At 70.1% G+C, this 16,693-nt stretch carries 17 protein-coding genes; 12 read left to right on the top strand and 5 right to left on the bottom strand.

The window, feature by feature from the left end; genetic code table 11:
• Positions 1-29 precede the first annotated feature (29 nt).
• The 9 genes from coaA (at position 30) to ABS64_RS06665 (ending at position 7,966) form a co-directional block, all read left to right on the top strand.
• A complete protein-coding gene (gene coaA, locus ABS64_RS06625) occupies positions 30-974 on the top strand; it encodes a type I pantothenate kinase (RefSeq protein WP_292682008.1) in 945 nt (314 codons plus the stop codon).
• Between the two features lie 70 nt (positions 975-1,044).
• Positions 1,045-2,895: a glutamine--fructose-6-phosphate transaminase (isomerizing) gene (gene glmS, locus ABS64_RS06630; RefSeq protein WP_061682879.1), complete on the top strand. Its 1,851-nt coding sequence runs from the start codon at positions 1,045-1,047 to the stop codon at positions 2,893-2,895.
• Positions 2,896-3,114: 219 nt separating this feature from the next.
• On the top strand, positions 3,115-3,477 hold the full coding sequence (locus ABS64_RS06635; protein WP_005050400.1) for a holo-ACP synthase: 363 nt from the start codon (positions 3,115-3,117) through the stop codon (positions 3,475-3,477).
• The gene (gene alr / locus ABS64_RS06640) at positions 3,474-4,598 is read left to right on the top strand and encodes an alanine racemase (protein WP_292682013.1); all 1,125 of its coding nucleotides are present in this window, start codon (positions 3,474-3,476) and stop codon (positions 4,596-4,598) included. Before ABS64_RS06635 ends, alr begins: the two co-directional genes overlap by 4 nt.
• A 93-nt stretch (positions 4,599-4,691) precedes the next feature.
• Complete coding sequence (gene tsaE / locus ABS64_RS06645) at positions 4,692-5,195, top strand: tRNA (adenosine(37)-N6)-threonylcarbamoyltransferase complex ATPase subunit type 1 TsaE (RefSeq protein WP_292682015.1); 504 nt, start codon at positions 4,692-4,694, stop codon at positions 5,193-5,195.
• 38 nt (positions 5,196-5,233) lie between these two features.
• On the top strand, positions 5,234-5,926 hold the full coding sequence (gene tsaB / locus ABS64_RS06650) for a tRNA (adenosine(37)-N6)-threonylcarbamoyltransferase complex dimerization subunit type 1 TsaB (RefSeq protein WP_292682018.1): 693 nt from the start codon (positions 5,234-5,236) through the stop codon (positions 5,924-5,926).
• Positions 5,923-6,420: a ribosomal protein S18-alanine N-acetyltransferase gene (gene rimI, locus ABS64_RS06655; protein WP_292682020.1), complete on the top strand. Its 498-nt coding sequence runs from the start codon at positions 5,923-5,925 to the stop codon at positions 6,418-6,420. Before tsaB ends, rimI begins: the two co-directional genes overlap by 4 nt.
• Positions 6,417-7,484: a tRNA (adenosine(37)-N6)-threonylcarbamoyltransferase complex transferase subunit TsaD gene (gene tsaD / locus ABS64_RS06660; RefSeq protein WP_292682024.1), complete on the top strand. Its 1,068-nt coding sequence runs from the start codon at positions 6,417-6,419 to the stop codon at positions 7,482-7,484. Before rimI ends, tsaD begins: the two co-directional genes overlap by 4 nt.
• Positions 7,481-7,966: a hypothetical protein gene (locus tag ABS64_RS06665; protein ID WP_292682026.1), complete on the top strand. Its 486-nt coding sequence runs from the start codon at positions 7,481-7,483 to the stop codon at positions 7,964-7,966. Before tsaD ends, ABS64_RS06665 begins: the two co-directional genes overlap by 4 nt.
• 29 nt (positions 7,967-7,995) lie before the next feature.
• Here ABS64_RS06665 and ABS64_RS06670 read toward each other — a convergent pair whose 3' ends face one another.
• The gene (locus tag ABS64_RS06670; RefSeq protein ID WP_288120162.1) at positions 7,996-9,189 is read right to left on the bottom strand and encodes a class I SAM-dependent methyltransferase; all 1,194 of its coding nucleotides are present in this window, start codon (positions 9,187-9,189) and stop codon (positions 7,996-7,998) included.
• A gap of 23 nt (positions 9,190-9,212) precedes the next feature.
• Positions 9,213-10,532 (bottom strand): PHB depolymerase family esterase, encoded by a 1,320-nt coding sequence (locus ABS64_RS06675; RefSeq protein ID WP_292682031.1) that lies wholly within the window; start codon positions 10,530-10,532, stop codon positions 9,213-9,215.
• Positions 10,533-10,773: 241 nt separating this feature from the next.
• Here ABS64_RS06675 and groES point away from each other — a divergent pair, with 241 nt between their 5' ends.
• From groES to ABS64_RS06690, 3 genes are all read left to right on the top strand, one after another.
• Positions 10,774-11,070 (top strand): co-chaperone GroES, encoded by a 297-nt coding sequence (gene groES, locus ABS64_RS06680; RefSeq protein ID WP_005050391.1) that lies wholly within the window; start codon positions 10,774-10,776, stop codon positions 11,068-11,070.
• 140 nt (positions 11,071-11,210) lie between these two features.
• Positions 11,211-12,143 carry an EamA family transporter RarD gene (rarD, locus tag ABS64_RS06685; RefSeq protein ID WP_292682042.1) on the top strand — a complete coding sequence of 311 codons (933 nt, stop codon included), beginning with the start codon at positions 11,211-11,213 and terminating at the stop codon, positions 12,141-12,143.
• A gap of 170 nt (positions 12,144-12,313) precedes the next feature.
• Positions 12,314-13,648: an ABC transporter substrate-binding protein gene (locus ABS64_RS06690; protein WP_288120169.1), complete on the top strand. Its 1,335-nt coding sequence runs from the start codon at positions 12,314-12,316 to the stop codon at positions 13,646-13,648.
• 256 nt (positions 13,649-13,904) lie between these two features.
• Here ABS64_RS06690 and ABS64_RS06695 read toward each other — a convergent pair whose 3' ends face one another.
• From ABS64_RS06695 to ABS64_RS06705, 3 genes are read right to left on the bottom strand one after another with little or no spacing between them, the layout of a single operon-like run.
• Positions 13,905-14,690: an ABC transporter ATP-binding protein gene (locus ABS64_RS06695; protein ID WP_005050387.1), complete on the bottom strand. Its 786-nt coding sequence runs from the start codon at positions 14,688-14,690 to the stop codon at positions 13,905-13,907.
• Positions 14,687-15,700, bottom strand: coding sequence for an ABC transporter ATP-binding protein (locus tag ABS64_RS06700; protein WP_292682047.1), 1,014 nt, complete (start codon positions 15,698-15,700; stop codon positions 14,687-14,689). The genes ABS64_RS06695 and ABS64_RS06700 overlap by 4 nt, the downstream gene beginning before the upstream one ends.
• On the bottom strand, positions 15,693-16,688 hold the full coding sequence (locus ABS64_RS06705) for a branched-chain amino acid ABC transporter permease (RefSeq protein ID WP_292682050.1): 996 nt from the start codon (positions 16,686-16,688) through the stop codon (positions 15,693-15,695). Before ABS64_RS06705 ends, ABS64_RS06700 begins: the two co-directional genes overlap by 8 nt.
• Positions 16,689-16,693 lie beyond the last annotated feature (5 nt).

Raw genomic sequence — 16,693 nt, forward strand, 5'->3', positions numbered from 1 at the left:
TCAGCGTATCCACAGATAGAGTGGGCCCGATGTCCACCGAAGACGAGACGGCTATCGACTCGCTGTACCGCGAGATCGGGCGCGCAGACTGGGCACGCTTGGCTGCCGGCATTCCCGCCCCGCTCACCGAGACCGAGGTCGTGCAGCTGCGCGGCATCGGCGACCTGCTCGACCTCGCCGAGGTGCGCGAGGTGTATCTGCCGCTGAGCCGGCTGTTGAGCACCTACGCCGAGAACACCAAGCGGCTCGGCGCCGAGACGGCCGCCTTCCTCGGCGAACCCGACTCGACGACACCGTTCGTGGTCGCCGTCGCCGGTTCGGTCGCGGTCGGGAAGTCCACCATTGCGCGGTTGCTGCGGGAACTGATGAGCCGGTGGCCGGGAACGCCGCGTGTGGAGCTCGTCACCACCGACGGCTTCCTCTACACGAACGCCGAGCTCGAGCGCCGCGGCCTGATGGACCGCAAGGGCTTTCCGGAGTCGTACGACCGTCGCGCCCTGGTCAGCTTCCTCACCGAGGTCAAATCCGGCGCCGCGGAGGTGCGTGCCCCGTTCTACTCCCACGTGCGCTACGACATCGTCCCCGATGCGCACGTCACCGTCCGCCGCCCCGACGTCGTCATCGTGGAGGGGCTCAACGTGCTCTCGCCGCCGCCGACGCCCAACGACGTCGCCGTCAGCGACCTCTTCGACTTCTCGATCTATGTGGATGCCGACGAAGCCGACATCGCCCAGTGGTACGTCGACCGGTTCCTGGCCCTGCGCCGCGGTGCGTTCAGCAACCCGAGCTCGTTCTTCAACGTGTTCGCCGACCTCTCCGACGAGGAGGCCGTCACGACGGCCCTCGGCTACTGGAACGAGATCAACCTGCCCAACCTCCGCGAGAACGTCGCGCCCACGCGCCACCGCGCCACCCTCGTGCTGAAGAAGGCGGCGGCGCACGCGGTGGAGTCGGTGCGCCTGCGCAAGCTCTGACGGCGACATCCGCCGAATTCACGGCGTTTGTGAGGGCTCCGCGCAAATGGGCGCACCTAGCATGGAGCCCATGTGTGGAATCGTCGGATACGTGGGCCCTCGCGACAGCCAGGCCATCCTTCTCGCCGGGCTCGCCCGCCTGGAATACCGCGGCTACGACTCCGCCGGCATCGCCGTCATCGACGGTGCGGGGGAGCTGGACATGCGCAAGCGCGCCGGCAAGCTGCAGGTGCTGCGCGACGACCTCACCGCCCACCCGATGCCCGACGGCACCACCGGCATCGGTCACACGCGCTGGGCCACGCACGGCGGTCCGACCGACGCGAACGCGCACCCGCACCTTGCCGACGACGACAAGCTCGCCGTCATCCACAACGGCATCATCGAGAACTTCTCCGAGCTGAAGGCCGAGCTGCTCAGCGAGGGCTACACGTTCCGCTCCGAGACCGACACCGAGGTCGCCGCGGTGCTCCTCGGCCGCGAGTATCAGGCCTCCGGCGACCTCGTCGCCGCGTTCCGCACCGTCGTCTCGCGCCTGGACGGCGCTTTCACGCTCCTCGCGATGCACCGCGACCAGCCTGGACTGGTCGTCGGCGCCCGCCGCAACTCGCCCCTCGTGATCGGTCTCGGCGAGGGCGAGAACTTCCTCGGATCCGACGTCGCCGCCTTCGTCGAGCACACGCGCAACGCGCTCGCGATCGGACAGGACGAGATTGTCGCGATCACGCCCGCCGGCGTCGAGGTGACCGACTTCTCCGGCGCGCCGGTCGAGGTCGAGCCGTTCGAGGTCGTGTGGGACGCCTCGGCGGCTGAGAAGGGCGGCTGGTCTTCGTTCATGGCCAAGGAGGTCTCCGAGGAGCCCGAGGCCGTCGCGAACACGGTTCGCGGGCGCCTGCACGACGGCACGGTGACCATTCCCGAGCTCGACGGCATGGATGAGCTGTTCACCGGCATCCGTCGCATCGTCGTGATCGCGTGCGGCACCGCCGCCTACGCCGGTCAGACCGGCAAGTACGCGCTCGAGCAGTGGACCCGCATCCCCGTCGACGTGGAGCTCGCGCACGAGTTCCGCTACCGCGACCCGGTCATCGGCGAGGACACGCTGGTCGTCTCGATCAGCCAGTCGGGCGAGACCATGGACACGCTGATGGCCGTCAAGTACGCCCGCGAGCAGGGCGCCAAGACGCTGTCGATCTGCAACACGCAGGGCGCGACCATTCCCCGCGAGTCGGATGCCGTGATCTACACGCACGCAGGGCCCGAGGTGGCCGTGGCCTCCACGAAGGCCTTCGTCGCCCAGATCACCGCGCTGTACCTGCTGGCCCTCCACGTCGCGCGCCTGCGCGGCACGATCTCCGTGGGCGAGCAGGCGACGCACGTGCGCGAGCTCGAGGCGGTCCCCGCCAAGATCCAGCGCGTGCTCGAGGAGGAGCAGACGCACATCGAGCAGTTCTCGCACTGGATGGCCGACACCCAGTCGGTGCTGTTCCTGGGCCGTCACGTCGGCTACCCGATCGCCCTGGAGGGTGCGCTCAAACTCAAGGAGATCAGCTACATCCATGCGGAGGGCTTCGCCGCCGGTGAGCTCAAGCACGGCCCTATCGCGCTGATCGAACCCGGTCAGCCGGTGTTCGTCATCGTGCCTTCTCCCCGCGAGTCGGCCGAGCTGCACAAGAAGGTCGTCTCCAACATCCAGGAGATCCGCGCCCGCGGCGCGCGCGTCATCGCCGTCGCCGAAGAGGGCGATGCCGCCGTGCTGCCATTCGCCGACGAGGTGCTGCGCATCCCGCTGGCCGGCCCGCTGTTCGAGCCGCTGCTCGCGGTCGTGCCCTTGCACATCTTCGCCATGGGCCTCGCGACCGCGAAGGGCCTGGACGTCGACCAGCCGCGCAACCTCGCGAAGTCCGTCACCGTCGAGTAGCCCCCGCCGCCCACGGCGGGCCGCATCGCGCCGCGAGACGCATCTTGCATGCCGAGAAACCGCTCCGTGCCGGGTTTCTCGGAACGGGGATGGTTTCTCGCGCGGGGGATCGCGGGCAGGCGGGCCACGGTGATCAGGGTGGGGCGCCGGTAGGCTGACGGGGGCGCGGGCGACGCGGCGTCGACCACGCCGTCGCCGAGCAGAACAGGGGAGGATGCCGTGATCATCGGAATCGGCGTCGATCTCGTCGACATCCCGCGCTTCGAGCGTTCGCTGCAGCGCACGCCCCGGCTGATCGAGCGTCTCTTCGCGCCGGGGGAGCGCGGCCTGAGGCCGCACTCCTTGGCCGCCCGCTACGCCGCCAAGGAGGCGCTGATCAAGGCGCTCGGCGGCTCGGACGGTGTGCACTGGACAGACATCGAGGTGGCGAGCGAGCCGTCGGGCCGGCCCGTCTTCGCGCTGAGCGGCGAGACGGCGGCCACGGTCGCCGCGCGCGGCATCGGCGCCCTGCATCTGTCCCTCAGTCACGACGCGGGTTTGGCGACCGCGTACGTCATTGCCGAATCGCAGGAGAGCGCATGAGCAGACTTCCCGAGGGCGTGCTGCGCGAAGCCGTCATCGACACCGCGGCGATCACGGCGAACGTGCGGCACCTGCGACAGCTGACGGCATCCGAGGTCATCGCCGTCGTCAAGGCCGACGGCTACGGGCACGGCGCCGTGCGTTCGGCCCGCGCGGCGCTCGAGGGGGGCGTCCGCCGCATCGGCGTCTCCGACATCGACGAGGCGCTGGCCCTGCGCCGCGCGGGCATCGACGCCCCCATCGTCGCCTGGCTCCACGCGCCCGCCGCCCGCTTCGCCGAGGCCGCCTCCCGTGGCATCGAGCTCGGTGTCTCCCGCATCGATCAGCTGCAGGCCGCCGCCGCGGCGGCGTCGGCCGATCGCCCCGTGGGCGTGCACCTGAAGATCGAGACGGGCCTCGGCCGCAACGGGCTCGCCCCCGCCGACTACGCGGTCGCCTTCGCCGAGGCCGCCCGTCTGGAGCGCATCGGGCGCCTGCGGGTCGTGGGCATCTTCAGCCATCTGTCGAACACGTCCGCCGCCGATGACCGCGCGGCGATCGAGCGTTTCAGCGACGGGCTCGCCCTCGCGGCATCCCATGGCCTCGCCCCGCAGCTGCGGCACATCGCCGCTTCGCACGCGGCCATCGCCCTGCCCGAATCGCGCTTCGGGTGCGTCCGGCTCGGCATTGCGATCTACGGGCTGTCGCCGTTCGCCGACCGCACCTCCGCCGATCTGGGCCTGCGACCCGCGATGACGCTTCGCGCCGCCGTCGCCGCTGTCCGGCGCGTGCCCGCCGGCCAGGGCGTCTCCTACGGCTACGGCTACCGCACGACGCGGGCGACCACACTCGCCCTGATCCCCGCGGGCTACGCCGACGGTGTGCCGCGCGCGGCATCCGGGGGCGCCGCCGTCCGTATCGGCGGGGAGGTCTTCCCGGTCGCCGGTCGCATCGCGATGGACCAGTTCGTCGTCGACGTCGGTGATCACCCCGTCGCGGTGGGCGACGAGGCGGTCCTGTTCGGCGACCCGACGCTGGGGGCGCCTCCGGTGGAGGTGTGGGCGGATGCCGCGGGCACCATCAACTACGAGATCGTCACCCGCATCGGTCCGCGCGTGCCGCGGCGCGAGGGCGTGGCGTGAGTTCACCGCTGCGCGCTGCGCACCCCGCCCGCGGGAATCCGCGACCCGTCCGCGGCGTTGCAGCGGGCGGAGAGAAGACGAAACGGTGATCGCATGAGCGGATTGGATGAGTTCGTCGGGCAGCGCGAGATCGCCTCGCCCGCAGAGATGGAAGAGCTCGGCCGGGCTTTCGGCCGCGCGCTGGGCGCCGGTGATCTCGTCGTGCTCACGGGGCCCCTCGGCGCGGGCAAGACGACGTTGACGCGCGGCATCGCCGCCGAACTCGGCGTGCGCGGCCGCGTGCAGAGCCCGACCTTCGTCATCGCCCGCACCCACCCTTCGCTCGCCGGCGGTCCCGCCCTCGTTCACGTCGACGCCTACCGGCTCGGCACCGACGGAGAGCTCGACGATCTCGACATCGACTTCGCCCATGCGGTCGTCGTCGCCGAGTGGGCGGCGCCGTTCGCGGATGCCGTCGCCGACCGCTGGTGGGAGGTCGAGATCGACCGGGGCTGGAGCGGCACCGGTGTCGACAACGCCTGCGGCACCGCCGGCCCCCACATGGCCGCGATGGAGGACGCCGCACCGCGGCGCGTCCGCATCACCCGGCACGGGTGAGCGCTCCGGCGGGCGCTGAGCGCGATTACCCTGGAAACGTGATCCTCGGCATCGACACCTCGCTCGGCACCGCCGTCGGCATCGTCGATCCCGACGGCGCGGTTCGCGCCGACCGCACCAGCGACAACCCGCTCGGTCACGCCGAAGTGATCGGCGACCTCCTGCGCGACGCGCTCGCCGACGCCGCCCGCGGTCCGATCGGACAGACCGGGGCGCCAGAGCCGGTCACCCTCACGCACGTCGCGGCCGGGATGGGGCCGGGCCCCTTCACGGGGCTGCGGGTGGGTATCGCGGCCGCGCGCGCCTTCGCCCTCGCCCGGAGCCTCCCCGTCGTCGCGGTGCCCAGTCATGACGCGGCGGCCCTCGCGGTCCTCCTCGACGATGCGCTGGCCGATCCGTACGCCGACACGCGCCGATTCGCCGTCGTCACCGACGCCCGGCGGCGAGAGGTCGCCTATTCGGTGTACGAGGGCATGGATGCCGACGGTCTCCCGATCCGTGCGACGGGACCCGCCCTGGCCCTGCGCACCGACATCGACGCGGTGCTGTCCGCGCAGGAGGCCGAGCGCGTCGATGTGACCGCGATCAGCGCGGCCATGCTCGCGGTCGTCGCGGCGCGCGCCGTCGCCGCCGGACGCGAACTCACCGGTGCGGAGCCGCTGTACCTGCGTGCCCCCGACGTGACGCTGCCGAAGAGCATCACCCGTCCGGGTGCCGGGGGCCGCGCATGACGCTGCGCACGGCCACGGTCTCCGACCTCGCCGACATCATGGACCTCGAACGCACGTCGTTTCCGACCGACGCGTGGAGCGAGCCAATGATGCGCGAGGAGCTCCTCTCGCCGCACGCGCATTACCTGGTCGACGTCGAGGCGGGGCGGTTGCTCGCATACGGCGGGGTCCGCGCCGTCGCCCGCGCCGCAGACGCCGACATCCAGACGATCACGGTCGCCGCCTCCGCCCGGGGCCGAGGACGCGGGCGGACGCTGCTGCGGGCACTTCTGGAGGCAGCGCGGCAGCGCGGGGCGCGCGAAGTGTTCCTCGAGGTGCGTGCCGACAACCCGACCGCGTCCGCGCTGTACGTCTCAGAGGGGTTCCTCGAGATCGCGCGTCGCCCCCGCTACTACCAGCCCGACGACGTGGATGCCGTCGTCATGAAGCTCGATCTCGTCGCCTGGGCCGCCGAGCGGCACGCGCAGACGCAGATCGGGGGAGTGTGCTCATGACCGTTCGTGAACCGCTCGTGCTCGGCATCGAGACCAGTTGCGACGAGACCGGCATCGGCATCGTCCGGGGCCGCACCCTCCTCAGCAACACCATCTCGAGCTCGATGGACGAGCACGCCCGCTTCGGCGGGGTCGTGCCCGAGGTCGCCGCCCGCGCGCACCTGGAGGCGCTGCAGCCGGCGATCGCCGCCGCCGTGGCCGAGGCCGGCATCGCCCTCGCCGACGTGGATGCCGTCGCCGTCACGAGCGGGCCGGGGCTCGCCGGTGCGCTCATGGTCGGCATCGGCGCCGCCAAGGCGCTTGCGGTCGGTCTCGACAAGCCGCTGTACGCCGTCAACCATCTCGTCGGACACATCGCCGCCGACCTGCTCACCGGCGAGGACGTCGAGTACCCGACGGTCGCGCTGCTGGTCAGCGGCGGACACACCTCGCTGCTGCTCGTGCGCGATCTCGTGAGCGATGTGGAGCTTCTCGGCGAGACCCTCGACGACGCCGCCGGTGAGGCCTTCGACAAGATCGCCCGGATTCTCGGACTGCCCTACCCCGGCGGACCGGAGATCGACCGCGCCGCGGCGGGCGGCGACCCGGCCGCCATCCACTTCCCGCGCGGGCTGTCTCGCGCCTCCGACATGGCGGCGCACCGCTACGACTTCTCCTTCTCCGGTCTGAAGACGGCCGTGGCGCGCTGGGTCGAGCAGGCCGAGGCCTCGGGGCAGCAGGTCGCGGTGGGAGATGTCGCGGCATCCTTCCGCGAAGCCGTCGTCGATGTGCTCGTCACCAAAGCACTCGATGCGTGCGCGCAGCACGGCGTGCCGCGCCTGCTGCTCGGGGGCGGCGTCATCGCCAACCGGCGCCTGCGCGAGGTCGCGCTCGCGCGCGCGGCCGAGGCGGGGGTCGCCGTACGCATTCCGCCGCTGAGCCTGTGCACCGACAACGGAGCCATGATCGCCGCGCTCGCGTCCGAGCTCATCGCGAGCGGACGCCCGCCCTCGCGCCTCGCGTTCGGCGCGGATTCGACGTTGCCGGTGACGCAGATCCAGGTCGCCGGGGAGGCCGTGGGATGAGTGACGACCGCCCCGGCCCCGCGCCCGACGTGCCCGTCCCGCGCGTCGACACGCGGCTGGACGCACCGTCGACCGACGTCGCCCCCGCCGACAGTGCGGCGCTCCCCGGGGCGCACCGCGGCGGCTTCCAGCGCGAGTTCACCGAGCCGGTACCCGTGGCGGCGCCGGTGGATGTGGATGCCGCGGCCTCTGCGTCGTGGACGCCCGAGCCCGACGTGCGCTGGGCGCCGGCGCCGCCGGTGCTGCCCCGCAGCGCCCCGTGGGCCCTCACGTTCGCCGTCGTCGGGCTGATCGTGTCGCTCGTGGTCGGCTGGGGCTTTCTCATCGGCATCGTGGGAGCGGTCTTCGCCGTCGTCGCACTGCGCCGCCCATGGGAGAGCCGCGCTGTCGCGGTCTGGGCGCTGTGCCTGAGCCTGCTGTCGCTCGCCTACAGCGCAGGCTGGCTGTGGTGGGCGTCGACCCAGGGGCCGCTGTTCGGCTGAGCGGGCGCGCCGCGCCGACGCGATGCGCGTCAGCCGGTGACGCGCTCGGCGAGCAGGGCGATGCGCGAGGTTCCCGCGCGCGTGAGGATGAGCGTCGCGGTGCGCGGACCCTTCAGCTTCAGTTGGGTGCGGAATGTCGCGGGGTCGACATCGACGCCGCGCTTCTTGATCTCCAGCGTGCCGATCTCCCGCTCCCGGAGCGCCTGCCGGAGCGCCTTCAGATCGGTGGGCAGCTCCTCGAGGACGCGGAAGGACTGCACGAAGGGGCTCGTGATCTCGGTATCGGAGGTCAGATAGGCGATGCCGGGGGCGAGCATTCCGGCGTCGAGGCGGCGGGCCACCTCGCCGATCAGGCGTGCGCGGATGACGGCGCCCTCCGGCTCGTGGACGAAAGCGCCCAAGGGTCGGACCTCGGCATCCTCGGCGTCGGAGGGCGCCGTCAGTTCGGCCGCGCGGTCGGAGCGGACGACGAGCGCCGAGCGGCGGACACCGGCGCGGGCGAGCTTTCCGGTCCAGACGACGAGCTCGATGGTCGACCCGTCGACGCTGATCCACTGCGCCTCCGCAGCCTCCGGGATCCGCGCCCGGTCGAACGCCGGTCCGAGCTTGATGCCCGCGGGCATCCGCTCCGCGAGAGCGAAGACCCATTCCAGCGACGGCGACCAGTCGCCGGCGGCGACCCGCGCGGTCTCGGTGTGGCCGGCCGTACGTCGGGCCGGATCGAGCCACACCGCGTCGACGCCGTCGAGTGCGACGTCCTCGGCGCGGGCATGGCGCACCGTCGCGGTGTCGCCGAACGCGGCGAGGTTGTACGCGGCGAGCGCGGCGGTGGTCTCGTCGGCGTCGACGGCCAGCACGTCGACGCCGATCCCGGCGAAGGCGAGCGCATCGCCGCCGATGCCGCAGCCGAGGTCGGCGACGCGGTGCACGCCGGCGTCGCGGAACCGGCCCGCGTGGCGCGCGCCCACCGACAGGCGCGTGGCCTGTTCGAGGCCCGCGCGCGTGAACAGCATCCGGTCGGCGAACGCGCCGAACTTCGCCCGCGCGCGCGTCCGCAGCCGCGCCTGTCCGACGGCGGCGGAAACGAGTTCGGGTGACAGGCCCTGCGCCCGCAACCGCGACACGGTGCGCGCCACCTCATCGGAGGAGTCGATCGCGCCGAGCTCATCGACCAGCCGCAGCCCCTCGGAGGTGAGCAGGGCGGTGAGCTCGGCGCGTTCCATCCGGCCAGCCTATGCGGGGCGGGTCAGCACCCGCTCACCTTCGTCCAGCGCGACGCCGTCGTCTGCTGCAGGCTCGTGACCGTCGCATCGCCCTGCCCGAGGTAGTCGAGACTGCCCACCGCGTAGTACGGGTTGTAGGGGTTGACGCCGTAGCTGGTCGCCCGGCCCGCCGCCTTGTGGGCGGCATTGGTGGTCGTCACGCACGTCGCGCCCGGTGCGGTCGGCGTCGGGCTGGGGCTCGCCGTCGGCGTGGCGGTCGGCGTCGGGGTGACCGTCGGAGTCGGGGTCGGGGTCGCCGAACGGTCGACGCGCCGGTTGTGCGCGAAGAAGAAGCCCGTCACGTACGCGGGGTAGTCGATGCTGTTCGTCGACACGTACGAGCCGCCCGGTCCGCCGCCGGCCGGCCAATTGTGCCCGAGGCCGGTGTTCTGGATGAGCGAGACGCGCGGGCCCGCGGCATCCGCGTAGAGCGTGCCGGATCCCGCCGTGTTGGTGCCGGCCAGCCCTGCCAGCGAGAACGTCGACGTCGCCCCGGCGCCGTAGATGCCCGCCATGATCTGAGCGTTGAGGGTGTTGTAGCCCGTCGCCACCGTCGTGTCGTTGGATCCGTAGATCACCGAGGTGAGCTGGCTCGAGAACGACGCGGATGCCGAGCCGGCGAAGTTCCGGCAGGTCGCCGTGCCCTGGGCCTGCGAGACGGCGACGCTGCCGATCTGTCCCGACGTGGTGCCGACGGTGGGTCCGGCGTTGATGCCGATGCCCGCGAACACGTCGGGGGCGAGGCACCCCATCACCATGGTCTCGCCGCCGCCGGAGGACAGGCCCGAGAGATACACCTGCGCCCGATCGATGCCGAGTGAGGTGCGGTCGGTGAGTGCCGAGACCAGCGCGAGCAGGTTGTCGTCGTGGCGGGCGGGGGAGATGCGCGAGTGGTTGCTGTCGTAGTAGTCCCAGCAGCCGAGCACCACACCGCCGCCGGGAGCGTCGGGGAGGGCGACGACCATGCCGTACTCCTCCGCCGTCGCGGCCCAGTTGCCGGCGGTCTGCAGCGTCGACGCCGTCTGCACACACCCGTGCAGGCTGACCATCAGCGCGCGGCCGGTGCCCAGTGTCGCGGCGCGGGCCGGCGTGTACAGCCGCACGCTCATGCCGGCGATCGATTCGGTCGTCCACGACCCTGTCGCCGCCGCGGCGGGGGCGACGGTCGGTGCGGACAGCAGGGCGCCGACGGCCAGGGCTGTCGCGGTCAGGGCGGCGGCGATCGCGCGCCGGCGCCGAGTTCGGCCGGCGAGAGTGCCGCCGGCGAGAGGGTGGCGATGTGTCGTGAGGTCGGAAATGGTCATCGGTCGACTCCGATCCCGCCCCCGCCATCGTCCGGGCACCGTTGCCCGGTCGTCCCGGTCCAGGGAGCGCAGGTCCGATGCTAGGTGAAAGATGATTCATATGACAGTGGGCCTTCTGTGGCGCAGAACTGGCACTCGCGTTGCACGAGTGCCAGCCGCGCTCTAGACTTCTGTTAGCACTCCACCCCTGTGGGTGCTAACGAGTCTTGAAGCATCACGCCCAGCAAGAAAGAGGTAGACCGTGTCGGTTTCCATCAAGCCGCTCGAGGACCGCATCGTCATCAAGCAGGTCGAGGCTGAGCAGGTCACGTCCAGTGGCCTCGTCATCCCTGACACCGCCAAGGAGAAGCCCCAGGAGGGCGAGGTCGTGGCCGTGGGCCCCGGCCGCATCGACGACAACGGCAACCGCGTGCCGCTCGACGTCGCCGTCGGCGACCGCGTCATCTACAGCAAGTACGGCGGCACCGAGGTGAAGTTCGGCGGCGACGAGTTCCTCGTCCTGTCGGCCCGTGACGTTCTGGCGGTCGTCGTCCGCTGACGATCGCATTCGACGATGGCCCCCGGGATATCCCGGGGGCCATCGTCGTTAACCGGATTGGCGGAACAGCGACCAGCAATGGCAGGATGCCGCGGCATCCGTCGGTCCGAACATGTCACGACCGTCGTAGGCTTTCTCTCATGACACCCGCCGAGACCGCACGTGAAGAGCGGCGCGGGGGGATCTACGCCTTCGCGGCGTACTTCCTCTGGGGCTTCATGCCCCTCTACTTCCTGCTGCTGGCGCCCATCGGGCCGTGGGAGATCGTCGTCTGGCGCATTCTCTTCTCCCTCGCGTTCTGCGCGGTCCTGCTCACCGTCACCCGCACGTGGGGCAAGCTCTTCGCGATCCTGCGCGATCGGCGGCTCGTGTTCTGGACGATCGTCGCGGGCCTGCTGATCTACGTGAACTGGCAGGTGTTCCTCATCGGCATCCTCACCGGGCACGTCATCGAGGGGAGCCTCGGGTACTTCATCAACCCGATCGTGACCGTGCTGCTGGGCGTGATCGTGCTGAAGGAGCGTCTGCGGCTGGCGCAGTGGATCGCGATCGGGTTCGCGGGCCTGGCCGTGATCGTCATCATCGTCGCCTACGGATCGTTCCCCTGGATCGCGCTGACCCTGGCGGCGAGCTTCGGCACCTACGGTCTCGTGAAGAAGCAGATCGGTCCTCGGGTCGATGCGATCAGCGGCCTCACCCTGGAATCTCTCTGGCTCACCCCGATCGCCCTCATCCAGCTGGTCGTGGTCGCCGCCACCACCGGCCTCGTCTTCGGCACCCAGGGCGCCGGGCACACCGTTCTCGTCACCCTTGCCGGCGTCGTCACCGCTGTTCCGCTGCTGCTGTTCGCCGCGGGTGCGCGACGGGCGCCGCTCACCGTGATCGGCTTGCTGCAGTTCGTGGCCCCCATCCTGCAGTTCATCACCGGCGCGTGGATCCTGCACGAGCCGATGCCGCTCGAACGCTGGATCGGGTTCGCGCTGGTGTGGGTCGCGCTGGTCGTGCTGAGCGTCGATTCCGTGGTGTCGTCGCGGCGGGCCCGGAGCATCTCCGACGTCGCCGATCTGGTCTGAGACCCTCCCGGCGGTGCTCCCGCGCGCACGGCGAGGTTCATAACGATTGCGTCGCGGTGCTTTTCTTCGATGCGTGCGCGAAACATCCTGGTGACACAGCAGGTTTAGCGTTCAAGCCAGACCGCGGAGCCCGTGCGCCGCGCGATGTCATCGAAGAAAGGGAAGAACCCATGGTTCATCGCAACAAGGCGCTCATCGCCGCGTTTGCGCTCGCGGGCGCTGCGTCGCTCGCCCTCGCAGGGTGTTCGAGCTCGGGTGGGGGCGCCGCCACGACGGCTCCCACGGCAACCTCGACGGGGTCGGCGGACCCTGCCGCCGCCTGCAAGCCCGGCACGCCCTCGACCGGACCGTTCACGCTCGCGACGATCCTGCCGCAGACCGGCTCGCTGGCCTACCTCAACCCGCCCGCCGAGGCCGGCTACGGCCTGGCCGTCGAAGACATCGACGCCGCCGGCGGCGTGCTCGGTCAGCCCATCAAGGTCGCCCCGATCACCGACTCCGGCGCCTCGTCCGACCTGTCGGTCTCCACCGCCTCCGCCGCCCAGATCGCCTCCTCCGACGCGCAGGTCGTGCTCGGTGCCGAGTCCTCGAGCGTCAGCCTCAACTTCGTCGACACCATCGTCTCGAAGTGCAAGGTGCAGATCTCACCCGCCAACACCGCGACCGAGCTGTCGGGTTACTCCAGCTACTACTTCCGCACCGCTCCGCCGGACACGGTGCAGGGTTCGGCGCTGGGCAACCTCGTCATCGGTGACGGCGTCCAGAAGGTCGCTTTCATCGTCTTCAACGACGCCTACGGCACCGGCCTGCGCGATGTCGTCGAAGAGACCGTCACCAAGGCGGGAGGCGAAGTCGTCTACGGCGCCAAGGGCAAGGGTCAGGAGTTCGCTCCCGGTCAGAAGACGTTCTCGTCCGAGGTGTCGGCGGCTCTGGCCGCCAAGCCCGACGCGATCGTGATCCTCGCCTTCGACGAGACCAAGCAGATCGTCCCCGAGCTCAAGGCTCAGGGCTTCGACCTGTCGAAGACCTACCTCGTCGACGGCAACACGGCCGATTACAGCAAGGACTTCGAGGCGGGCACGCTCAACGGCGCCCAGGGCACCATTCCCGGCGCCCAGCCCGACCCCGAGTTCAAGCAGCGCCTCGTGGACTTCTACAAGAAGAGCGCGAACGCCGACCTGAAGGACTTCTCCTACGCTCCCGAGTCCTACGACGCCATCGTGCTCGCCGCACTGGCTGCCGAGAAGGGCAAGGGCACCGACGGTCCGACGATCCAGGCGAACCTCGCCGCGGTCTCGGGCACCACCAACGGTGAGAAGTGCTCCGACTACGCCTCGTGCCTCGCGCTCATCAAGAGCGGCAAGGACATCACGTACACGGGCAAGGCGGGCATCGGTCCCTTCAACTCCCAGAACGACCCGTCGAGCGCCTACATCGGCATCTATAAGTTCGACACCAACAACACTCCCGTCTTCCAGAAGTCCATCCAGGGCTCCGTGAACTGACACCCGCACGAAAGAAGGGGCGGATGCCGCGGCATCCGCCCCTTCTTTCGTGCCCTCGCGAGCCGCTTGAGCCCGCAACCTCACCCTCAACGGATGCGGATAGGGACAACGGATGCGGATGCCGCGCCGCCCCCGCATCCGCATCCGTTGCGCTCCTCCGCATCAGCTCTCGACCCAGGGGTCGGGCCGACGCGCGCTGCGCACTCACGCAGAAGGGCCTCGCCGTGGCGGCGAGCCCCTTCTTTCCCTCGAGCGGTCAGTCCGAGTGCGACGCCTCGACATCCGCGGCGAGCGTGCCGAGGTACAGCTCGATGACCTTCGGGTCCTTCGCGAGTTCGCGTCCCGCGCCCTCGTAGGCGTTGCGGCCCTGGTCGAGGACGTACGCGCGGTCGCAGATCTGCAGGCAGCGGCGGGCGTTCTGCTCCACCATGATGATGGTCACACCGGTCTTGTTGATCTCCCGCGTGCGGATGAACGTCTCGTCCTGGCGAACGGGGGACAGGCCCGCGCTGGGCTCGTCCAGCAGCAGCACCTTCGGCTTCATCATGAGGGCGCGGGCCATGGCGACCGACTGGCGCTCGCCGCCGGAGAGCGATCCGGCGCGCTGCTTGCGACGCTCGCCCAGCACGGGAAAGAGCTCCCAGATCTCGGCGACGCGGCTCTGGAACTCCTTGGGCCGCAAGAACATGCCCATCTGCATGTTCTCCTCGATCGTCAGGGAGGGAAAGACGTTGTTCGTCTGGGGAACGAAGCCGATCCCCGCCTGCACCAGCTGGTTGGCCTTCTGGTTGGTGATGTCCTCGCCCTCCAGCGTGACGGCGCCGGAGCGGACGTTCACCAGCCCGAAGAGAGCCTTCAGCAGCGTCGACTTGCCGGCACCGTTGGGACCGATGATCCCGACGAGCTCACCGGGAAACGCCTCCAGCGTGCAGTCGTTGAGGATGTTGACGCCCGGCAGATACCCGGCGACGAGGCTGTCGGCTTTGACGACGGGCGTCGCCGTCGGCGCCTCGGGCGCCGCAGCGGCGGATGGCATGCTCATTTGTGGTCGTCCTCCTGCTCGGCCTCGGCTTCGACCTCGGCCTCGATCTGGGTGATGAGGCCCGTGTTGACGGCGGCATCGTCGCCGAGATCGGTGTCGTGATAGGCGCCCAGGTAGGCGTCGATCACGGCCGGGTTCTTCATGACGCGCTCCGGATCGCCCTCGGCGACCACCTCGCCCTGGGCCATGACGACGACCCAGTCGGAGATGTGGCGCACCATGTGCATGTCGTGCTCGACGAACAGCACGGTCGTGCCGTCGTTGCGCAGCGCCTGGATGTGCTCGAGCAGGCTCTGCGTCAGCGCGGGGTTGACGCCGGCCATGGGCTCGTCGAGCATGATCATCTTCGGATCGCTCATGAGCGCCCGCGCCATCTCGAGGAGCTTCTTCTGCCCGCCCGAGAGGCTTCCGGCCATGTCGTCGCGCTTGGTGTCGAGCTTGAAGCGCTGCAGCAGCTCCTCGGCCTTGGCGATGTTCGCCTTCTCGGCGCCGCCCCAGAGCGGCTTGATGAGGCCGACGGCCAGGTTCTCGCCGGGGTTGTCCTTCGCGCCGATCAGCATGTTGTCCAGCACCGTCATGCGCGACAGCGCCTTCGTCAGCTGGAACGTGCGCACCATGCCGGCGCGGGCCACCTTGGATGCCGCGGTGTTGCCGAGCGTGCGCCCGTCGAACGACCACTTGGCAGCCTCGGCCGGTGAAGGCCCCCCGAAGAGCTTCTTCGCCGACGACGGCTTGTCGAAGCCGGTGATGAGGTTGAAGAACGTGGTCTTGCCGGCGCCGTTCGGACCGATCAACGCGGTGATCGCGCCGCGCTGCACCTCGAGGTGGCCCACGTTGACGGCTGTCATCCCGCCGAAGCGGCGCTCGATGTTGTCGACCACGAGGATGGGATCGGGCTTGGCCGAACCGGGGGTCTCCGCGACGTTCAGCAGTGTGGAGCGGATGGCCTGTGTGATCGCGCCGGGCTCGTGCGAGACCGGAACGGCGCGGTCGGCGGTCTGGTCAGGCATTGAAGCTCAACTCCTTCTTATTGCCGAGGATGCCCTGTGGTCGGAAGATCACCAGCAGCATGAGGGCGACACCGATCAGCACCCACGACAGCCACTGCGTCTGCTGCGTGTTGAGGATCGAGGACGGGATGTACTCGCCCGCGATCTGCACGATGGCGATGCGCACGACGAAGAAGATGATCGAGCCCAGCAGGGGGCCGAAGATCGTGGCGGCGCCGCCCAGCAGCATGATCGTCCACAGGTTGAACGTCAGCGGACGGCCGAAGCCGTCGGGCTGGACGGAGGCCGGCAGCACCACCAGGATGCCGGCGATGCCGCCGAGCACACCGCCGATGATGAGCGCCTGCATCTTGTAGGAGTACGAGCTCTTGCCGAGGCTGCGTACGGCGTCCTCGTCCTCGCGGATGCCCTTGAGCACACGACCCCACGGGCTGCGCATGGCCAGCCAGGTGAACAGCAGGGCGACGGCGACGAGGGCCCACGCGACCAGGCGCGTCCACCAGTCGTTGCCCGACCCCGGGTCGGTGTTGGGGTAGGAGAACCACAGGATCTGCGTGGTGCCCGGAGGCAGGATCGACAGGCTCGTGAACGCCCCGCGGTATTCGGGTCCGACGAGGCCCGTCGACCCGCCGGTCACGTCGGCGAGGGCGGACAGGCGTCCGACCATGCGCACGATCTCGGCCGCACAGATCGTGACGATCGCGAGGTAGTCGCCGCGCAGTCGCAGGGTCGGGATGCCGAGTACGAAGGCGAAGACGACACACGCCACGATCGCGACGAGAACCCCCAACCAGAAGCCGCCGCCGTTGATGACGGTGATGGCGAACCCGTAGGCGCCAAGGAGCATGAAGCCCGCCTGCCCCATGTTCATGAGCCCCGTGTACCCGAAGTGGATGTTGAGGCCGATCGCCGCGATGACGTACGCGGCGGTGATCGGCGCGATCGCGGTCTCGGTGAGCTGCTGCAGCAGCGTGATCCAGAAGTCCATGGCCC

It is taken from the genome of Microbacterium sp. SCN 69-37 (assembly GCF_001724435.1).
GTDB classification, from domain to species: domain Bacteria; phylum Actinomycetota; class Actinomycetes; order Actinomycetales; family Microbacteriaceae; genus Microbacterium; species Microbacterium laevaniformans.

Excerpts from the sequence above, each read along its gene's own strand:
- coaA (WP_292682008.1), top strand. The coding sequence starts at position 30 with ATGTCCACCGAAGACGAGACGGCTATCGACTCGCTGTACCGCGAGATC.
- glmS (WP_061682879.1), top strand. The coding sequence starts at position 1,045 with ATGTGTGGAATCGTCGGATACGTGGGCCCTCGCGACAGCCAGGCCATC.
- alr (WP_292682013.1), top strand. The coding sequence starts at position 3,474 with ATGAGCAGACTTCCCGAGGGCGTGCTGCGCGAAGCCGTCATCGACACC.
- tsaE (WP_292682015.1), top strand. The coding sequence starts at position 4,692 with ATGAGCGGATTGGATGAGTTCGTCGGGCAGCGCGAGATCGCCTCGCCC.
- rimI (WP_292682020.1), top strand. The coding sequence starts at position 5,923 with ATGACGCTGCGCACGGCCACGGTCTCCGACCTCGCCGACATCATGGAC.
- tsaD (WP_292682024.1), top strand. The coding sequence starts at position 6,417 with ATGACCGTTCGTGAACCGCTCGTGCTCGGCATCGAGACCAGTTGCGAC.
- ABS64_RS06665 (WP_292682026.1), top strand. The coding sequence starts at position 7,481 with ATGAGTGACGACCGCCCCGGCCCCGCGCCCGACGTGCCCGTCCCGCGC.
- ABS64_RS06670 (WP_288120162.1), bottom strand. The coding sequence starts at position 9,189 with ATGGAACGCGCCGAGCTCACCGCCCTGCTCACCTCCGAGGGGCTGCGG.
- ABS64_RS06675 (WP_292682031.1), bottom strand. The coding sequence starts at position 10,532 with ATGACCATTTCCGACCTCACGACACATCGCCACCCTCTCGCCGGCGGC.
- rarD (WP_292682042.1), top strand. The coding sequence starts at position 11,211 with ATGACACCCGCCGAGACCGCACGTGAAGAGCGGCGCGGGGGGATCTAC.
- ABS64_RS06690 (WP_288120169.1), top strand. The coding sequence starts at position 12,314 with ATGGTTCATCGCAACAAGGCGCTCATCGCCGCGTTTGCGCTCGCGGGC.
- ABS64_RS06695 (WP_005050387.1), bottom strand. The coding sequence starts at position 14,690 with ATGAGCATGCCATCCGCCGCTGCGGCGCCCGAGGCGCCGACGGCGACG.
- ABS64_RS06700 (WP_292682047.1), bottom strand. The coding sequence starts at position 15,700 with ATGCCTGACCAGACCGCCGACCGCGCCGTTCCGGTCTCGCACGAGCCC.
- ABS64_RS06705 (WP_292682050.1), bottom strand. The coding sequence starts at position 16,688 with ATGGACTTCTGGATCACGCTGCTGCAGCAGCTCACCGAGACCGCGATC.